Consider the following 18,579-nt stretch of genomic DNA (forward strand, 5'->3'; position numbering starts at 1 on the left):
GTGGCTTAGAAAAAACGTTAACTTAGTCTTTTGCTGATTCAGTTAAGATTTGATAACGATCTTGACCCAAGCAACTGGTTTTGGTTTATCTTTAATCCAGTTATAGAAAGCATTTTTCATCTCTTTCACTTTTTCAGGGTATTTTTTAGCTAAATCAATCGACTCTGAAGGATCTTCTTTATCATTAAATAGCTTCACCTTATTTGAACCATCATCATAGAAATACAACGCCCAATCTTGATCACGAATCGCCCATGAGCCTTTAGACAGTTTTTCTAAATTTGGGTTATTCGGAATTGTATTGGTTTCATAGGTGATCCACTTCCAGTAGCCATACCAGAACGCATCATTTTCTTCACTGTAATGTTTCGCTCCAGGACCTGCCCAATATAAGTATTGATGAGGTGATGTTTCCGTCTTCCCTTCTAAAACAGGCATAATGTTTTTACCATCAACCTGCATATCTTCAGGAATATCAATGCCTGCCGCAGCTAGAGCCGTTGGTAAAATATCCAATGCTGAGATCAGTGAATCACTTTCACCACCAGCTGGAATGTGTTTTGGCCAGTAAGCGACAAATGGGACTCTGACACCACCGTTATACATTTGCCCTTTAAAGCCTTTATCCATTCCATTCATTGGCATTGGAGACTCATGAACGGCTCCGTTATCAGACAAGAAGAAGATGATGGTATTATCTAGCTCTCCTTTCTTCTCTAAGTTATCCATGATAATCCCAAGGCTTTCATCTGCTGCATTAATTGCCGCAAAATACTTGTCCGCCTCAACATTACCAGTATTAAATCTATCCATGTATTTTGCAGGAGATGCTTCTTCTAATGGAATATGAGGCACGCTAAATGCGAGGTTAACAAAGAAAGGTTTGTCACCACTTTCATCAATAAACTTCAGCGCTTGATCGGTTAAATTATGCGTTAAATAACCCGGAGCAGAGATATTTTTACCATTTTGCCAAATAGCTGGTGAATCCCATAAAGCGGCACCCGATGCGTAAAAACTGTATGAATAATCGAAACCACGCTCTTCTGGGCCATAACCTTTTGGCGTTACAGTAATTTGGTTGTCATGGTAATCGCGTGTACGCTTATCTTCATCAACCAAATTTTTGCCTTTAATCTTGGCATTATGCCATTTACCAATTGTCGCTGTTCGATAACCATTTTCTTGGAAAAGTGCTGGCAATAATTTGATATCTAAAGGGATACCCAATTTTGCATCATCATTACTGTATGTTCCAAAACTTGTTGGATGACGACCAGTAAAAATCCCTGCACGAGATGGGCCACAAACAGGGTGGGCCACAAATGCGTTAGTCATTTTAACGCCATTTGCAGCCAGTTTTTCAACATTTGGCATCGCTCGCTGAGCAGCGTCGATCATTTTATCTAAATCACCCTGATAACGAACAGGGACAGAGCGCTTAGCTAATTCAGACTTATCCAAACTGTCTAGGGCAAAATTAAGTTGGCCCGTGCCTAAATCATCCATAACGACAAGTAATACGTTAGGTTGATCAGGATTGTGATTTGCAGCATAAGAAAGCGAAGGTGCAGCTACACAGGCAGCAGCAACTAGGCTTGCAATTACTGTCTTCTTCGATGAGGACAGGTTCATTGTTTACTCCTTATTATTATTTTCAATTTATCGTGTTGCGTTAAATACGTAGGATATTTTTAATCAGAGGTACGGCATCAATCGCGGTTCCTCCTTGTTGAATGGCTTGAGACATTAAATGCATGGCAGGTGCGGTTTGCGTAAAAATTTGCTGATAGGATTTACAAAGATAATTGTGCTTATGCTTTTCTCCATCAAGAGAAACGAGGCGATGTTTAGGGCAACCACCATGACACAAACGATACACATCACACGCTTCACATTGGCCAGTTAACTTAAGGGATTTCGCAGAACCAAAACGCTTCTGTTGTTTACTTGTAGCCATTTGAGCTAATGCCGTTTGTTCAATATTTCCTAATTTATTTGCCGGATAAACATAATGATCACAAGAATAAACATCACCATTTGCTTCTATTACCATGGCTTGCCCACACTCTTTTGATTGCACACAAGTAGAAGCTGGGTATCCCATCCAACTGCCTAAAATACTATCGAAAATACGAACAAAAACCTGACCGACATCTTCTCTAACCCACTGATTAAACACAGCCATCATAAACTGCCCATAACCATCAGCAGGCACACTAAAATGGGTTAACTCTGCATCTTGTGAGGGAGAATAATGTCCATTTGTTGATTGCTGACAATTCGCATGAACTTCAACAATTGGAATAAATTGCATATGAGTTGAACCTAACTCTTTTAATGCTTGATACGTTTCTTTACCACGTTGCCAATTTTGATCGTTAATCACCGTTAATGTATTAAACTCAACCTTGTACTCTTTTAATAATTCAAGTGCTCGCTTCACTCGCTCAAACGTAGGCTTGCCATTAACTGAAATACGATATTTATCATGAACCTCAGCAATACCATCAATAGAAACACCCAGCAGAAAATTGTGTTGAGAAAAGAACTCTGCCCATTGACGATTAATGGCTACGGCATTGGTTTGAAAGCTATTGGTGATAATTTTACCTTCAGCATACTGTTGCTGATATTTCACTGCATTTCGATAAAAATCTAGGCCGGCTAATGTTGGTTCCCCCCCTGCCAAGAGAAATCAACCTCTTGCCCTCGATGTGAGCGGATATAATCACGTACATAACGCTTTAACATTCCATTAGACATATTTTCACTTGGCTCAAATGCCGTCTTATTCACCACACCATTTTTTTCTAAGTAGAAACAGTAATCGCATTTTAAGTTGCAATGAAAACTGGTTGGTTTTGCCATCATATGAAAAGCAGCATATTGTGCATTAGAAGCCATAACGATCCCTATCGAAAGTATTTGAAAGCAAGAGCAACAATACACGAAAGTAAATTAAGATTTAAAGATCGACATCACAAACAAACGAAAGAAAACAAAAATAAATAATTTGCGATATTGATCGATAAATAACCAATTCATTTTCGTTAATCTACGAACGTAAAATATCGAAAGTGATTTTGCATCTTACAAATTCATTAATATTTAAAGGGAATCAATTATGTATATGATCAAAAAACATCGTTTGAATACGATTGCTCTCTCTATGTTATTTCTATTTACGGGAAACGCTTACGCTGCAAAAAATACCCAAACACCACAATATTTACCGAGTGATTTTGAGCAAGTAAGAGAAAACTGGGCTGAAAATTATTTAGGTGATCCTGCTATAACGTTTGATCAAACGCTAAAAAATATGGTGACCAGCACCAATAGTTCGGCGCAAAAACATTGGGATAGCATGACACCACAACCAAACGCTTCTGGAATTTGGGATGATTTACCATTAATAGATAAAGATACAACACTCGGTCCTAATATACGCAGCTCCTATCAACGTTTATTTACCATGGCAAAGGCTTATCGTTTACGTGATGGCAATTTAGAAAATAATCAATTAATGCTAAATAACATCATGACTGCCATGAACTACATAAATCAAAATTTCTACTTTGTTAATCAATTAGAATATGGCAATTGGTGGCAGTGGGAGTTGGCAATACCAAAAGATATTCATAACATTTTAGTGCTACTTTTTGATGATATTAAAGACAATTACCAAACCATTATAACCAATCACCTTAATGCTACTCGCTATTTCACACCAGACCCAACTCACTTAGGAGTCAGTCCTGGTGCTGCTGAATCAACGAATCCTAACTATCGAGAATCCACTGGCGGCAATCGAACCGATAATGCTCAAGTTGTACTTATTCGTGGCATGCTTGAAAACAATAGTGAAGAAATCAGCCAAGCTATTGCTGCTCTTCCTGCGGTTATTGAATATGTGAGCGAAGGGGATGGCTATTACACTGATGGGTCATTCTTACAACACTCTGATATTGCCTATAACGGTACATATGGCAATGTATTACTTGGTGGTTTAGGCATTCAAATGAACGCAGTCGCAGGCTCACCATGGAGTATGGATAACCAAACCATTAGCAACGTTTACAATATCATTAACCAATCGTATGAACCTTTGCTGTATAAAGGAGCAATGATGGATATGGTCAATGGTCGCTCGATTTCTCGAAGCGCTGAACAAAATCATGATGTTGGATTAAATATTGTCAACTCTATGTTGTTCTATACCAATGGACCAGATAGCGATAAAAATAAACAACTGTCATCACTGATCAAAACCCAAATAACCGATGATACTTATCAAAACTTCTTTGATAAAATTTACTATGTATCCACGTATCAGGCTGCTCAGCATATTGTTAATGATCCAACGGTTTCGCTTAAAGATCCTCTGATTGGTAACTTTAGCTACCCTTCAATGGACCGTGTTGTGCACCGTCGAAATGATTGGGCTTTCGCTTTAGCGATGCACTCATATCGTATTGGTAACTACGAATGCATGAATGGTGAAAACCTTAAAGGCTGGTTTACTGGCGATGGCATGACCTATTTATATAACGATCAGCTTGATCATTACACAGGATATTGGCCAACCGTTAATGCATCTCGTATGCCGGGAACAACGGTTGATAGTCAAGTCATGGCTGATTGTAGTGGTGAACGTGTAGGTGGAAATGTAAATACTAATATGCAATGGGTTGGTAGTACTTCATTAAACAACTATGGGATTGCTGGTATGCAATTTTATAATTGGAGTGACACACTAAGTGCTTATAAATCTTGGTTTATGTTTGATAATGAAGTCGTCATGCTTAGCTCTAACATTAAAGACCAAAGCAATGGAAATAACATAACTACGATTGAAAACAGAAAGCGCTTAACAGATACACAATTATTTATTGATGGTACAGAGCAAGCAGTATTACCATATCAAGGAGTACCAACTACTTTTAGCATTCGTAATAAAACACTCGCTAACAGTGACTTAAGCTATGTTATGTTAACGCCTAAAACCATATCAATAAGCCAAAATAATGTAGATGGTAATTGGAGTGATATTGGCAATAGCAAAGGTGATGTTTCAGACTCGTACTTACAAGCGACATTAACTCAAGTAAATCAGGCAGATTATCAATATGCCCTACTTCCTAATCAAAACAATGATGCTGTACAAACCTATGCTCAACATCCTGATGTCACAGTTCTACGCCAAGATGAACAAGCACACGCGGTACAAGAAAACACCTTAAATATCATTGCCGCAAATAATTGGAAAAATAGTCCCGTTAATATCACAGACACTATTACACTGAACTCAATGATGGGCTTTATGATTAAAGAAGAAAGTTCAAATACGTTCACTGTTGCAGTTAGTGAACCAATTCAGACTATTGATAGCGTAAACTTTACCTTTGATAAACAAGGTATTGTAATTAAAGAAGATATTGAAAATCGTGTGGCATTAAATGGCACAACACTTACCATTAATACCTCTGGTTTACAGGGACAATCTTATTCTTTCCAAGTAACAATTCAAGACTAAACTACCACTAAGGCTACAAGAATTGTCTCTTGTGGCCTTTCTCTTACCTTTCTACTTATTCTTTATTTTATCAATATAAGTTTCCATAAATACAAATGAAATTGATAATGATTTGCATTACTATGATTTTACTCAATGAAATAGGATGTTTTTTATGTTTGCCAGTATAACGATTGTATTTAGAGAAGGCTTAGAAATGGCCATTATTGTTTCTTTGCTTTTAGCCGCAACAAAAGATATACCCAACAGATCAAAATGGATTTTAGGAGGAACAGGAGCAGGAGTTCTTCTCTCTGTATTGCTAGCCATTTTAGCGTTAAACAACGCAACTATTACGACACTAATTGAAGGAAAAATAACAGGAGGAATCATCCTAGCGTTATCTAGTATTTTAATTGGTTATACCGTTATTTGGATGAAATCAAACGGAATGAAAGCTTCTCAAGATATAAAAGCCTCTGTAAATAATATCAAAGAAAACAATAAACCTTTATTTTCATTAAGTTTGGTCGCTTTCTTTTGTGTTTTCCGTGAAGGTATTGAAGTTGTATTATTTCTTTTAGGTCTAACAAGTGATAGTGAAACAACAGGGCTTGCAATCTTAAGTGGCAGTTTAATTGGAGCTGCTGGTGCGATTGCAGCAGGCGTTGCAATGTACTTTGGTTTCATCAGAATCAATCTTGGTAAAGTATTCAACTTCTTTGCAGTCTTAATGTCATTTTTAGCTGCGGGTATGGCAATGAATGCTGTAAGTAAATTTACTTCAGCAGGATTAATTAATCCAATTATCAATCCATTATGGAATAGCACCGCCTTACTTGATCATCATTCAAATTGGTTTGGCTTATTTATTCACGTAATGTTTGGATATACAGAAAAGCCGAGCTTAGCTCAGTTGATCGCTTATATTGCTACATTAAGTATTCTTTTTGTATTAACCAAAAATCAAACAAATAAATTAATGAAAGCAAAAAAAGTAGCTTAGTGATTAAATAAAACCACGCAGAGTCAATAAATAAAAAAAGCCGATCACATGATCGGCTTTTTGTATTCAACATTTCTGAGAAATATTTATTCGGCTAACTTCGCAACCTCTGTTGCTGCTAGCACGAAAGCACCCGCACCATAATCGATGTTATGCTCAAACTTAACGTCACGTGGATTAAAGGCTGGTAGCTGTACCCAACCAATCATGCCGTTATCGTGAATACATTCAAGTAATGCTGCCCACGCTTTTTCAATAACTGGTAAGTAAGTTTCTTTATCCAACTCACCAGTATTAACGCCCCATGCTAAACCATAACAAAACAGAGCAGTTGCACTGCTTTCTGGTGCAGGGAAGTTTTCAGGAGCTAATAGGCTAGTACGCCAAAAACCATCGTCTTGCTGATATTTAATTACTTCAGCTGCTAAATGTGTAAATAGAGTAATGTACTCAGAACGATTCATGTAGTCTTCAGGCATATTCGCTAGAATACGAGGAACTGATGCTAGTACCCATCCAATACCACGACTCCAAAATACCTTATTGCCGTTTTCTTCTCGTAACTCTTCACCATTTCCATTTGGAATATAGCGATAGTCACGATAATACAAACCCGTTTCTGTATCTAATAAATGCTCTGCTGAATCCCAAAAAGCAGTATTCATGTAATCCAAGTATTTTGAATCACCTGTTTGCTTTGATAATGCAACAAAAGCTGGCGGCGCCATAAATAATGAATCACACCACCACCAATCTTTACGGCCTAGCTCTGGTTCATTAACCATAATATCAAGCGCCTTAATGGTTGGCTCTAAGGCTTCGGGTTGGTTAAATTCAGAATAAATATCAAGGTAGGCTTGGCAACAAACATGGTCATCAGCAAAACGAGCATTAGATCCAGTTCTGAATCCAGTATGTAGAGCATAATTTTTTACACCATCCAGATATTCAGTGTCTCCCGTCTCTTTCCATGCCGCGGCAACACACGACCAAAAAACACCACGTTCCCAATCAGTATCTTTAATAAAACGGGTCTTACCACTGCGTCTTACTACACTTCTTGTTTGGTTTTCAGCTTGGTAGCGATAAACTCGCTTCATCGCTTGTAATACGTCTTGCTTTGTTCCTAATGTCATTTTGCTGTTCCTTCTGTTCTTTAGATTAACGAGCTAACCAGCCACCATCAACCGCAATCGTATAACCATTAATATAGTCACTTGCAGGTGATGCTAGGAAGATTGCAGGTCCTTCAAGATCAGAAGGTAATCCCCAACGATTTGCAGGAATACGCTCTAAAATAGCGGCATTTCGATCTTCATCTGCGCGTAATGCTGCCGTATTATCCGTTGCCATGTAACCCGGAGCAATCGCATTAACATTGATATTATGTTCTGCAAGCTCAGTCGCTAGGGCACGAGTTAACCCCATAACCGCTGATTTACTTGCGGTATAAGAAGGAACGCGGATCCCTCCTTGATATGACAACATAGAAGCAATATTGATGATTTTGCCGCCATTTCCTTGCTTAACAAATTGCTTAGCGACTTTCTGAGAAAGGAAGAATAACGTTTTTTGGTTAATATTTATTACGTCATCCCAATCTTGCTCTGAGAATTTTAGTAAGTCTTCACGGCGAATAATACCTGCATTATTAATTAAGATATCAACGTGCCCCATTACTTCAACCGCTTCAGCAACCAGTTCTTCTAATCCTTCTTGCTTCATTAGGTTTGCAGTAATGTAATGAAATTTACGACCTAATGCTTTCACTTGTTCTTCAGTTTCGGGAGCGGCTTGATGACCAACACCAACAATATCTGCTCCCGCTTTCGCTAAACCAAGTGCCATACCTTGACCAAGACCCGTATTACACCCTGTAACAATGGCAACTTTGCCTGTTAAATCAAAAAGTTTCATGTTCGTTCCTACTATTCTCGATATATGCTGCCGATAGATACCAGCAACATAACAATAAAATTAAAATGACTATTTAATATCTGTCATTGCTACATGGTCCATATCATGGAAAGTTTGGTTTTCACCAACCATGCCCCAAATGAACGTGTATGACGATGTACCAACGCCTGAATGAATAGACCAACTAGGGCTAATAACGGCTTGTTCATTTCGAACAACCATATGACGTGTCTCTTGAGGCTCGCCCATGTAATGGAAAACAATGTTGTCGTCTTTCATATCAAAGTATAAATACACTTCCATACGACGTTCATGAGTATGACAAGGCATGGTGTTCCATAGACTGCCTGGTGCTAATTCAGTCATTCCCATTAATAGTTGGCACGTTGGCAGTACTGATGGGTGCAAGTATTTGTAAATGGTTCGAACGTTGCAGTTTTCTTGATTACCCAATGTTTCAGGAGAAGCTTCTTCACGTGTAATTTTACGAGTTGGATAAGCATGATGTGCTGGCGCGCAATTTAAATAAAAACGAGCAGGATCTTGTTGATCAACGCTTTCAAAACTGATCTCTTCAGCTCCCATGCCTACATACATGGCTTCACGAGCAGCAATATCATAAGTCACACCATCAACAATCACTCGGCCTGCTTGACCAATATTAATAATGCCTAGTTCACGACGTTGCAAAAAGAAATCCACACCAATTTCTTTTCCACCTTCAAATGGAACACTTTCTGATGTAGGTACAACACCACCAACAATAATGCGGTCAATATGACTGTATGTAAGAGTAATTTGGTTTTCTTGAAACATCCCTTCAATAAGGAATTGTTCACGCAATCCTGCTGTATCTAGTTGTTTTGCGTGATCGCTATGAATCGGTTGACGAATTTCCATTTTAAACCTCTAAAACATTGTTTTGTGTTATAGCTATCTAAATAATTCATTATTAGATGTTTATTTAGATAGCTATGAATCTTTAATAAAAATGGCGAGAGTTAATAAACCCACTTACCTTTAATCATGGTGTTCTGAACAGCGAAGTCTTGATTTACCACCACAAAGCTTGCTTCCATTTCTGGTGCAATGCTGCCTAAGCGATCATCAATGCCTAAATATTTGGCAGGAACCAATGTTGCCATTTGCACCGCCTCCCATTCAGGTACTTCACTTAGCTGAATCATATTTCTTAACGCACTATCTAAACTGCATGTGCTTCCAGCAAGCGAACCACATTTTGTTCTCGCTTCCCCTTTAGCTACAGTGATGGTTTGTGCACCAAGTTGGTACTCACCATCCTCTAAACCGCCAGCTCGCATACAGTCCGTAATAAGTGCAATTTGCTGATACCCTTTCATGCGATAAGCGAGCTGCATCATTACAGGATGAACATGCACACCATCAGCAATTAATTCAGCAAGCATGTCATGATACAAAACAGCTCCTGTACAACCGGGTTCTCTATGATGTAAACCACGCATACCATTAAACAAATGGACACCACAATCGGCACCTAATTGATGCGCTTGAGTAACTTGATCAAACGTCGAATCTGTATGAGCGACAGAGGTTTTGATGTTTTGACTTTGCAGCCATTGAATGGCTTCCATTGCACCATCAGCTTCAGGAGCTATCGCTACTCGTAATAGTGAATGCGCCGCTACGTCATAAAGTTCTTCTAACTCTTGAATGCTTGGCGATTTTAAATAAGCGGTTGGATGCGAGCCACGATGCACTTCTGTAAAATATGGACCTTCTAGAAAGCTACCTAATAACTCAGCACCACACTGTTGAGGTTTATCTAACCACGTTTTTACCGTATCGATTGAGCTAACAATACTATCCCAAGGTGCCGTTACCGTTGTTCCAACCCAAGCAACAACCCCTGTTTGAAGCAAAGCATCAGAAATGGTTTGCAATGCTTCTGGCGTCGCGTCCATAACATCAGCGCCTGCTCGCCCATGGATATGAATGTCGATAAACCCCGGCAACAAGGTTTTTCCTTCTAATGGCAAAATCTCGCAATCCGTTGGTTCACATGCTGTTATTGCTTCTATTTTCCCATCATTCACTATGACGTAATGATGTTCTTTAATGCCATCAGCAACAAACACACGTTGTGGATATAAAGCGTAACGCATATTACAACCCATCTTCACATTCAGGTTCTGGTTCCATGAACAATTCAAGCTGTAATCGCATGTCTTGCATACATGAAGAGCCTATTTCTAATAATGTCGTTACTAATTCTTTTACTGTTGTATCATCACGTTCAAATGCAGCATTTGCTATCATTGGTAGGTTTGCACCGCCAATCAACTCAACATTTTCAGTATCCATTAAAATGGTTAAAGCACGATTTGCAGGTGAACCACCTGGGATATCAGTTAAGAAAAGTACCCCTTCACCAGAATCAACACGCTTTGCAGCAGCTCGTAATGCTTGTTCTAATTCATCTGTCGACATAGATTCAACAAAATCGACAAACTCCATTTGTTCTTGTTCACCAGCAATGGCTTTTACTGCTGACTCAACCCCTGTAGCAAAATTAATATGGCCTGAAACTACAATACCAATCATGATTTAATCCTTGTTACCAATGCTTTTATAATGCTTTGAAATTAAGGGGATGGGAGAATCCCCTTATACGACTTCATTTCTTTTTGTGTTACAAAATACCTAGATAGTGACCAATAACACCACCGGCTAACGTTGAGAAAATCAACACAGGAGGTTTCGCCCAAAAACCAGTACCTTTCACCATTTTTAACATGAAGAACACCAATGCTAGTGGCAAAATATTAGGCATTATCTTGTCAAACAGTGCGGTTTGAAGTTCAACGACTTTCCCTCCGAGTTCGAGAGATAAGGTGGTTTGAACTTTAATAAAGGATGCCGACAATGCACCAATAACAAAGATACCCATGATATTTGCCGCTTTGGCTAATTTCTCAGTCGCATCGCTCATGTTAACCATGGCTGCTGTACCGGCTTTATATCCCATAAACATCAAACCGAAATACACAAAGAAGTGCACAATTTGATACAAAATGAAGAAAACAAACGGTCCTGCAATAGAGCCTTGCATTGCAATTGATGCACCTAACGCCAACGTTAACGGCATAAGAGTCATATGGTCAATTGCATCACCAATACCACCAGTAGGTCCCATACCCGCTACTTTCATTACATTTACTGTAGACGGTTTTTCCTTGTTTTCCTCCATTGCAATGGCAGTACCTAGCAGGAAAGTAAACAGTTTAGGACTCGCATTAAAGAACTGAAGATGGTTCTTAGTTGCCGTTGCTAAATCACGTTTGTTATTACCATGAATCTTCTTCAGTGCAGGAACAATTGAGTAAGCAAAGCCACCACCTTGCATACGTTCAAAGTTGAAGTTCCCTTCCATGAAAAGGCCACGAATTGCACATTTCCAAAGATCTTTTTTCGAGATAACTTTACGAACTTCCTTGTCTTGGTATTCGTCGATACCATCAACCAAGCTCTTAGGATTCGCCACTTGAGTACCTTGAAACTCATCAATGCCGTCAATTAAAGCGTTCGGATTTTCTGTTTTAGATACCATCTTCAAAGTCCTCAAATTCTTGATTTGAATTTTTGTTTCCATTTCCACTAAAGAAGTAATATAGAGCGGCTGCTGATGCCCCTAAAATTGCCACGGCCATGATCGGAAGCTGTAAATACGTTGTCATTACAAAACCGATAAAGAACACACCCGCCACTTCTTTTGACCACATGATTTTCAATAGCATTGCAAAACCAATTGCAGGAACCATTTTCGCCCCGATACCTAATCCTTCTAATAGAGTTTTCGGAGCATTAGCATCAATCCAAGCTGCGCCATGTTCACCAAAATAAACGGTCAAGAAGGCAATCACAGCGTAGAGCATTGAACGCATTGTAATCGTGGAAAGTAAGAGAAAATCAATGCCATTTGTATTCGCTTCTTCAGCGTATTTATCTGCTTTACCCATGGTAAATGAGGTCATAGCAAAGAAACCGATAACAAGCATTTGCATTAATACTGCGATAGGCATACCAACACCCATAGCAACTTCTGGTGATTGTCCTGTCATTACAGCGAATGCTACAGCAGCAATCGTACCCATAGTTACATCTGGCGGCTGGGCCCAGCGTTAGGCACGAGACCTAACCATGCGAGTTCCAGTGTTGCACCAGCGATTAAGCCAATTTGCATATCGCCCATAATTAGACCAACAACAGGTCCTGTGATAAGTGGTCTATGGATATTCAATGCGACATCGTATTTATCGATACCACAGAAGAATGCCCACACTGCCACTAAACTTGCTTCAAATAACATAAGTACCTACCTAGGCTGCTGTTTTTGCTAGTTCAAGAACGTTAATTGGTGTTTGATCTGGTGTATTTTGAACCGTGCATGTCACGCCCTTTTCCACCATTTTTTCAAACGCTAAAATATCGGTTTTATCTACAGAAACGGTTTTCGCAATTTGACGTTTACCATCGTGGTAATGCATATTGCCTACATTACAATGTGTAATTGGAACGCCGCCTTCTACCAAACGAGCAACGTCAGTAGGGTTATTACATAAGATAAAAATCTTCTGTTTTGGCGATGCTTTATGAATCACATCAATGGTTTTTTGAATTGAAAAGAAACGCACGGCATATTCACCGCCTGCAGAGGCTTTCATGCCTGCTTGCATAAACGCAGCATTAGGGCCCTCAGCAGCTTCATCATTAGCAACAAGAATCAAATTAGCTTCGGAATGTTTTCCCCAAGTAATTCGAATTTGTCCATGCAGTAAACGCTCATCAATACGCGTCCAAACGATTTGTGGTCCAGTCATAATATTTCCCTGCTTTAATCTTTATTATTAAAAGTATGAATATTGACGCCTTGAACAACACGATTAACTTCACCTGTAGGGCACGGGTTGTCAGGAGTATTTCCTAGTGCAACAGAACGATGGAATGCGTAAGCTTGAGCAAACAACATGTAAGGAAACAGCAACTCAACATCTGACGCGTTTTCCATCATAGGTACACGAATTACGTTTTCATCTGCAACTACGTCATTAAGTTGAGCGGTAATTGCGATAACTTTTTTAGCAATATTGTCACGACGAAGTTCAGCTAAAAGATCCAAATCGTATTGACGGGTGTATGGGTCATTTGAAATGAAAACAACAATCATGGTTTCATTATTAACAATGGACTTTGGACCATGACGAAAGCCAAGTGGGGAATCAAAACAAGCAACAACTTTACCCGCAGTCAGTTCTAATAATTTCAATGCAGACTCTTGTGCTAATCCCTTCAAACCACCGCTACCTAAATAAATAACCCTACTAAAATCATGGGAAGCAGTATCTCTAACATTGGAATTAATTTCTTTGATCAACTCCTCAGAACACTTACAAATACTTTCGATTTCTTTCGAACTGTTATTTTTGTGCGTTAAAACAGAAAAACAAGCTAAAGTCATTGACGAAAAACTAGAGGTCATTGCGAATGACTTATCATTAGTTTCTTCTGGCATCAGTAATACAAGAGCGTTATCTTGATGCTGAAATTGACTAAATAACGCCCCTTCACCATTGCAAGTTAAAATAAGATGATGACAATTAGTTAAACATTGATTAGCTAAATCAACTGCTGCAACACTTTCTGGACTATTACCAGAGCGAGCAAAAGAAACCAATAACGTAGGAATATCTTCTGCAAAATATTCTGCCGGATTAGAGACAAGATCAGTCGTTGAAATCGCTTCCACACGTTGTTGTAATACTTTTGATAATGCCGGAGCAACCGCTTGTCCTGCGAATGCTGAAGTACCCGCTCCCGTTAATATAATTCGACGCTCAGAATTCGTATTCCACTTATCTATAAACGACGAGATTTCCGCTATATTGTCTTGAATGATTAAGTCAGTTCGGCGCCAACTTTCCGGTTGTTGAGTAATTTCTTTCGCAGTCCAAAAACCAGAAAGCGTTTCTAATTCTGATTCTGAGTAACCAAGGTAGTGATTCATAATGCAACGCCTTCTTCTTTATTTTGTTTACAAGCCTTCGCATAACTACGAAGTGTTTGACGGATCTTATCGAGAACAAGCTCTTTGGGTTCTAAGCTCAATTGCCCTTCACGAACCGAGCGAAATTGGGATGATAAATGCTGACTAAGTAATGGAAGCGGAATGCCATTACGAGATAAATTAGTAAACAAAGTATTCTGCGCCTGATTAATTTTTTCATCTGGCCAGTAATAACGAATACGATCACTAAAGCTGTAGCTACGAGAGAAACGCTGCTGGGCTTCATTACCTTGATAATATGGTTGCCAATATTCTGGAGAGTCACACATTTCTTTTTCGATATGTTCACGCAAATCTGAACAATGTGCTTTTGGTATCAATTGTTCTTCGATATCACATAGGTTGTATAACGCTTCACGCAAGGCAAAGGTCAGCGCGGGGCCTACTTTCAAAATAGCAAAATGATCTCTTACAAGAGCTTGATACGCTTTATCTGTTTGATAATCTGTAGAGTGCGCTTCAAAAACCATGTGTTCAAAGTCATCAACTACTTTACTTAACTCCGAAGCTTCTTCTGAGCGATAATCAATAACACCAGTATGATCAAATTCAACACCTGGTTGTACAACTAAGCCAACCACACGTTGCCAACAATCAGCTACGCCTGCTCGTTCAAATGCAAATTGATGGGATTGAATGGTTTTTCTTGCTGCTTCTGGTGAAGTAACTTGAAGTGTATCTAACTCCTCAGCAGCACCACCCGGTACCGGAACTTCTGTACCAATAACATAAACAAGATCGCTATGACCAAAAGAAGAAACTGCCGTATCTTCTGCTATTTTAGCCAATCTAGCAGCACGTTCAGCGACGATTTCATCAGATAAAGGGGTTGGATCATCGGCACAAGACATACTGCAATCTAAATGGATCTTCTTAAATCCAGCAGCAACATAAGCGGCGATAAGATCATCAGCATTCAGCATTGCTTCTGCTGCTGTTAGTTTCTGCCAACGATTTGGACCAAGGTGATCACCACCAAGAATGAGTTTTTCGGTTGGGAAATTAAGTGATTTTGCTAGCTGTAGTACAAAGTCTCGAAAATCAGCAGGCTTCATTCCTGTATAGCCACCAAATTGATCAACTTGATTAGAAGTTGCCTCAATAAGTAGCAAGGAGTCATCGCTTAAAGCTTGAGAAAGCGCCGCTTCGATAACTAACGGATGAGCAGAACAAACCGAATAAATTCCGTTTTGCTCACCCGCTTTGTGACGCTGTACAAGAAGTTGAAAGGTGTTCATTTACTAACTCCATACTGCATCCGAATGCAGCTATGGAGTTAGGTCGGTTACTTTTCTTTTTCGACAATGATTACTTCAACTTTCATTTCACGGAGACCTTGTAGGTACTCTTCAGGAATATCAGAATCAGTAACTAAGATATCAATATTTCCGAATTCTCTGATCATATGACAGCTGCGTTTACCAAATTTGGTTGAATCTGCAACTGCGATCACTTGCTCTGAAATATCACACATAAGTCGGTTAAGGCTTGCTTCTTGTTCATTATGTGTAGTGATACCCGATCTCAAATCAAAGCCGTCAACACCTAAAAACACTTTATCGAAACGATAATTTTTTAAGCTGGCTTCAGCTTGAGAGCCAGAAAAAGAGAGAGCTTTCTTACGAAGAACTCCACCCGACATCAATACTTCTATACCAGAAGCTGATGCTAACTCCATAGCTACATCCAGACCATTAGTCATGACTACCGCTTGCTCTAACGACTTTAAGTTAGATGCAATTTCTCGCGTAGTCGTACCAGAATCTAGAATAACGGTGTCACCATTTTCAATCAGTTGTGCTGCTGCGTAACCAATAGAAGACTTTGTTCCAATATTTTGATGACGTTTTTCATGAACCGTAAGTTCAGCAATCACACCAGTATTTGGAATAGCCGCCCCATGAGAACGAACAACATACCCATTCTTTTCTAAAAAGCTCAGGTCACTGCGAATAGTGACACTAGAGACATCAAATCGTGCAGCAAGGTCCTCTACACGTGCTTTACCATCTTGATTAACCACGTTTACGATTTCCATGCGCCTTTCGACAGCACTCATCATTTTTTACTTGTCTCCTTAAATCAACGAAATCTCTTTCGTTTGATTTCGAATTAACCTTACACCTAAAAATTATTCCTACAATATGGAAGTATGAAACTTTTGATCTCTTTCACATTCTTTCGATAATCTTCGCTTTGTTTTTATCTTACGTTATTTTTCGTATTTCTTCATATATTACTCTTTGAAAGCAAAAATACCAAATAAATCCCATAGTTAATGCGACTTGCCTTTCATTTATCTTTAGATCTGCAAAAAAGGAAAATAGTGGACGGTTAAAAATTCAACAGTACTCTCAGATTTTGTGATCACTAACACAGCAAGTTAACTTTCGATCACTTACGATCCGCAAGCTTTCGAAGAAAAATAAACAATAACGAAAACCCTACAATTCAATTTAGTAAGGAGACTCAATGTCTATTACACGTAGAGACATATTGAAAGGTGCAGCCGCGACAGGAGCTATAGCTGCAACATCAGTATTGTCTGGTTGCCAAAAAACAGGGGCAACTAACTCAATGGCCGACTTGGCGCATAAAATTAAACGTCCAAATTTGTTAATCATATTTCCTGATGAAATGAGAGCACAAGCACTTGGCTTTATGGGGAAGATCCATCTCTAACGCCAAACTTAAATCGATTTGCTAAAGATAGTGCCGTTCTTAAACAAGCAGTATCTAATTTTCCGTTATGTACTCCATTTCGTGGAATGTTGATGACAGGACAATACCCTTACCGCAATGGGATCCAAGGAAATAGCCATACAGCCACACCAGGAATGTTTGGCGGTAAAGACTTCGGAATTGAATTAAAAAAGAATCAATCCACATGGTCAGACATTTTAAGTCAGCAAGGTTATAGCATGGGCTATATTGGTAAATGGCATTTAGATGCGCCAGAAGCCCCTTTTGTTCCAAGTTATAACAATCCAATGGAAGGTCGCTACTGGAATGACTGGACAGCACCAGATCGTCGTCATGGTTTTGATTTTTGGTATTCATACGGCACCTATGATAAACATTTAACACCAATGTATTGGACTAACGATACACCTCGAGATCAGCCTCTTCATATCAACCAATGGAGTCCTGAACATGAGGCCGATATAGCTATTAAATATTTACGCAATGAAAACGGCAACTACCGCGATAATGATAAGCCATTTACGCTTGTTGTTTCGATGAACCCTCCTCATTCTCCTTATGATCAAGTACCTCAAAAATATCTTGATAGATTCAAAGAAAGTTCAAAAACATTAAACTCTCGTCCAAATGTTCAATGGGATAAAGAATATCTAGAAGGATATGGCCCTGAATATTTCAAAGAATACATGGCGATGGTCAATGGTGTTGATGAGCAATTTGGTCGTATTGTCGATGAACTAGATGCCTTAAATCTTGCGAAAGATACCTTAGTTGTTTTCTTCTCCGATCACGGCTGCTGTATGGGGTCAAATGGTAATCCGACCAAAAATGTACATTATGAAGAAGCGATGCGAATTCCAATGATGTTCCGCTGGCCGGGAAAAATTGCACCTAAATCCGATGATCTTCTTTTTTCAGCACCTGATATCTACCCAACCCTATTTGGATTAATGGGTATGGACGATTTAATTCCAGATACCGTAGAAGGTACTGATTTCTCAAAAACAGTTAAAAGTGAAAGTGGCGATATTAAACCCACCTCTCAATTTTATACCTTTATGCCTTATGGCGGACAATCTTACGGTCGTCGTGGAATTCGAAATAAGCAATACACACTGATGATCGATAGAAAAATAGGTAAGCCATTAACTTATGTTCTTCATGATAATCAAGTAGATCCTTATCAAATGAAAAACATTGCTGAACAACAACCCGAACTCATCTCTCAATTAATTCAGAACGAACTCATGCCTTGGCTTGAGCATACTGGTGACCCATGGCGTCCAACAGAAGTACCTAAAAACACCGCCAATGCGTACACCTAAACACATATTT

16 protein-coding genes and 2 pseudogenes are annotated in these 18,579 nt (G+C 39.1%); 4 read left to right on the forward strand and 14 right to left on the reverse strand.

Annotated features, from left to right (window positions below; all coding sequences use genetic code 11):
* Positions 1 to 42 precede the first annotated feature (42 nt).
* From AAFX60_019675 to AAFX60_019685, 3 genes are read right to left on the reverse strand one after another with little or no spacing between them, the layout of a single operon-like run.
* Complete coding sequence (locus tag AAFX60_019675) at positions 43 to 1,635, reverse strand: sulfatase-like hydrolase/transferase (GenBank protein XDF79363.1); 1,593 nt, start codon at positions 1,633 to 1,635, stop codon at positions 43 to 45.
* 40 nt (positions 1,636 to 1,675) lie between these two features.
* Positions 1,676 to 2,692, reverse strand: a complete 1,017-nt coding sequence (locus AAFX60_019680; GenBank protein XDF79364.1) for an anaerobic sulfatase maturase — start codon at positions 2,690 to 2,692, stop codon at positions 1,676 to 1,678.
* The gene (locus AAFX60_019685) at positions 2,668 to 2,907 is read right to left on the reverse strand and encodes a hypothetical protein (GenBank protein ID XDF79365.1); all 240 of its coding nucleotides are present in this window, start codon (positions 2,905 to 2,907) and stop codon (positions 2,668 to 2,670) included. Before AAFX60_019685 ends, AAFX60_019680 begins: the two co-directional genes overlap by 25 nt.
* Before the next feature lie 220 nt (positions 2,908 to 3,127).
* Here AAFX60_019685 and AAFX60_019690 point away from each other — a divergent pair, with 220 nt between their 5' ends.
* Together AAFX60_019690 and AAFX60_019695 are read left to right on the forward strand one after the other, a co-directional pair.
* Positions 3,128 to 5,536: a polysaccharide lyase 8 family protein gene (locus tag AAFX60_019690; GenBank protein ID XDF79366.1), complete on the forward strand. Its 2,409-nt coding sequence runs from the start codon at positions 3,128 to 3,130 to the stop codon at positions 5,534 to 5,536.
* Between the two features lie 154 nt (positions 5,537 to 5,690).
* On the forward strand, positions 5,691 to 6,521 hold the full coding sequence (locus AAFX60_019695) for an FTR1 family protein (GenBank protein ID XDF80163.1): 831 nt from the start codon (positions 5,691 to 5,693) through the stop codon (positions 6,519 to 6,521).
* Positions 6,522 to 6,607: 86 nt separating this feature from the next.
* On the opposite strand, the gene AAFX60_019700 is transcribed toward AAFX60_019695, so the two are convergent.
* The 11 genes and pseudogenes from AAFX60_019700 to agaR form a co-directional block, all read right to left on the reverse strand.
* On the reverse strand, positions 6,608 to 7,657 hold the full coding sequence (locus AAFX60_019700) for a glycoside hydrolase family 88 protein (protein XDF79367.1): 1,050 nt from the start codon (positions 7,655 to 7,657) through the stop codon (positions 6,608 to 6,610).
* A 25-nt stretch (positions 7,658 to 7,682) separates the two neighbouring features.
* Positions 7,683 to 8,438, reverse strand: coding sequence for a 2-dehydro-3-deoxy-D-gluconate 5-dehydrogenase KduD (gene kduD, locus AAFX60_019705; GenBank protein ID XDF79368.1), 756 nt, complete (start codon positions 8,436 to 8,438; stop codon positions 7,683 to 7,685).
* Between the two features lie 69 nt (positions 8,439 to 8,507).
* Entirely contained in the window at positions 8,508 to 9,338 is an 831-nt protein-coding gene (kduI, locus tag AAFX60_019710) for a 5-dehydro-4-deoxy-D-glucuronate isomerase (GenBank protein ID XDF79369.1), read from the reverse strand.
* Between the two features lie 101 nt (positions 9,339 to 9,439).
* Positions 9,440 to 10,582 carry an N-acetylglucosamine-6-phosphate deacetylase gene (gene nagA / locus AAFX60_019715; GenBank protein XDF79370.1) on the reverse strand — a complete coding sequence of 381 codons (1,143 nt, stop codon included), beginning with the start codon at positions 10,580 to 10,582 and terminating at the stop codon, positions 9,440 to 9,442.
* Position 10,583: 1 nt separating this feature from the next.
* A complete protein-coding gene (gene agaF / locus AAFX60_019720) occupies positions 10,584 to 11,021 on the reverse strand; it encodes a PTS galactosamine/N-acetylgalactosamine transporter subunit IIA (GenBank protein ID XDF79371.1) in 438 nt (145 codons plus the stop codon).
* A gap of 88 nt (positions 11,022 to 11,109) precedes the next feature.
* Positions 11,110 to 12,027 (reverse strand): PTS system mannose/fructose/sorbose family transporter subunit IID, encoded by a 918-nt coding sequence (locus tag AAFX60_019725; GenBank protein XDF79372.1) that lies wholly within the window; start codon positions 12,025 to 12,027, stop codon positions 11,110 to 11,112.
* A pseudogene (gene agaW / locus AAFX60_019730) lies at positions 12,017 to 12,786 on the reverse strand (PTS N-acetylgalactosamine transporter subunit IIC). The gene AAFX60_019725 and the pseudogene agaW overlap by 11 nt, the downstream one beginning before the upstream one ends.
* A gap of 10 nt (positions 12,787 to 12,796) precedes the next feature.
* Positions 12,797 to 13,297: a PTS N-acetylgalactosamine transporter subunit IIB gene (gene agaV / locus AAFX60_019735; GenBank protein ID XDF79373.1), complete on the reverse strand. Its 501-nt coding sequence runs from the start codon at positions 13,295 to 13,297 to the stop codon at positions 12,797 to 12,799.
* 14 nt (positions 13,298 to 13,311) lie between these two features.
* Positions 13,312 to 14,481 carry an SIS domain-containing protein gene (locus AAFX60_019740; GenBank protein XDF79374.1) on the reverse strand — a complete coding sequence of 390 codons (1,170 nt, stop codon included), beginning with the start codon at positions 14,479 to 14,481 and terminating at the stop codon, positions 13,312 to 13,314.
* On the reverse strand, positions 14,478 to 15,779 hold the full coding sequence (gene kbaZ / locus AAFX60_019745; protein XDF79375.1) for a tagatose-bisphosphate aldolase subunit KbaZ: 1,302 nt from the start codon (positions 15,777 to 15,779) through the stop codon (positions 14,478 to 14,480). Before kbaZ ends, AAFX60_019740 begins: the two co-directional genes overlap by 4 nt.
* A gap of 47 nt (positions 15,780 to 15,826) precedes the next feature.
* On the reverse strand, positions 15,827 to 16,603 hold the full coding sequence (gene agaR, locus AAFX60_019750) for a transcriptional repressor AgaR (GenBank protein ID XDF79376.1): 777 nt from the start codon (positions 16,601 to 16,603) through the stop codon (positions 15,827 to 15,829).
* 410 nt (positions 16,604 to 17,013) lie between these two features.
* On the opposite strand from agaR, the gene AAFX60_019755 reads away from it, so the two are divergent.
* Together AAFX60_019755 and AAFX60_019760 are read left to right on the forward strand one after the other, a co-directional pair.
* The gene (locus AAFX60_019755; GenBank protein XDF79377.1) at positions 17,014 to 17,223 is read left to right on the forward strand and encodes a twin-arginine translocation signal domain-containing protein; all 210 of its coding nucleotides are present in this window, start codon (positions 17,014 to 17,016) and stop codon (positions 17,221 to 17,223) included.
* A gap of 35 nt (positions 17,224 to 17,258) precedes the next feature.
* Positions 17,259 to 18,569, forward strand: a pseudogene (locus AAFX60_019760) (sulfatase).
* Positions 18,570 to 18,579: the final 10 nt, after the last annotated feature.

The organism is Aliivibrio fischeri (assembly GCA_038993745.2).
Lineage (GTDB): Bacteria > Pseudomonadota > Gammaproteobacteria > Enterobacterales > Vibrionaceae > Aliivibrio > Aliivibrio fischeri_B.

Bases quoted from the DNA above. Each gene is read 5' to 3' on its own strand.
- AAFX60_019675 (XDF79363.1), bottom strand. From the start codon at position 1,635: ATGAACCTGTCCTCATCGAAGAAGACAGTAATTGCAAGCCTAGTTGCT.
- AAFX60_019685 (XDF79365.1), bottom strand. From the start codon at position 2,907: ATGGCTTCTAATGCACAATATGCTGCTTTTCATATGATGGCAAAACCA.
- AAFX60_019690 (XDF79366.1), top strand. From the start codon at position 3,128: ATGTATATGATCAAAAAACATCGTTTGAATACGATTGCTCTCTCTATG.
- AAFX60_019695 (XDF80163.1), top strand. From the start codon at position 5,691: ATGTTTGCCAGTATAACGATTGTATTTAGAGAAGGCTTAGAAATGGCC.
- AAFX60_019700 (XDF79367.1), bottom strand. From the start codon at position 7,657: ATGACATTAGGAACAAAGCAAGACGTATTACAAGCGATGAAGCGAGTT.
- kduD (XDF79368.1), bottom strand. From the start codon at position 8,438: ATGAAACTTTTTGATTTAACAGGCAAAGTTGCCATTGTTACAGGGTGT.
- kduI (XDF79369.1), bottom strand. From the start codon at position 9,338: ATGGAAATTCGTCAACCGATTCATAGCGATCACGCAAAACAACTAGAT.
- nagA (XDF79370.1), bottom strand. From the start codon at position 10,582: ATGCGTTACGCTTTATATCCACAACGTGTGTTTGTTGCTGATGGCATT.
- agaF (XDF79371.1), bottom strand. From the start codon at position 11,021: ATGATTGGTATTGTAGTTTCAGGCCATATTAATTTTGCTACAGGGGTT.
- AAFX60_019725 (XDF79372.1), bottom strand. From the start codon at position 12,027: ATGGTATCTAAAACAGAAAATCCGAACGCTTTAATTGACGGCATTGAT.
- agaV (XDF79373.1), bottom strand. From the start codon at position 13,297: ATGACTGGACCACAAATCGTTTGGACGCGTATTGATGAGCGTTTACTG.
- AAFX60_019740 (XDF79374.1), bottom strand. From the start codon at position 14,481: ATGAATCACTACCTTGGTTACTCAGAATCAGAATTAGAAACGCTTTCT.
- kbaZ (XDF79375.1), bottom strand. From the start codon at position 15,779: ATGAACACCTTTCAACTTCTTGTACAGCGTCACAAAGCGGGTGAGCAA.
- agaR (XDF79376.1), bottom strand. From the start codon at position 16,603: ATGATGAGTGCTGTCGAAAGGCGCATGGAAATCGTAAACGTGGTTAAT.
- AAFX60_019755 (XDF79377.1), top strand. From the start codon at position 17,014: ATGTCTATTACACGTAGAGACATATTGAAAGGTGCAGCCGCGACAGGA.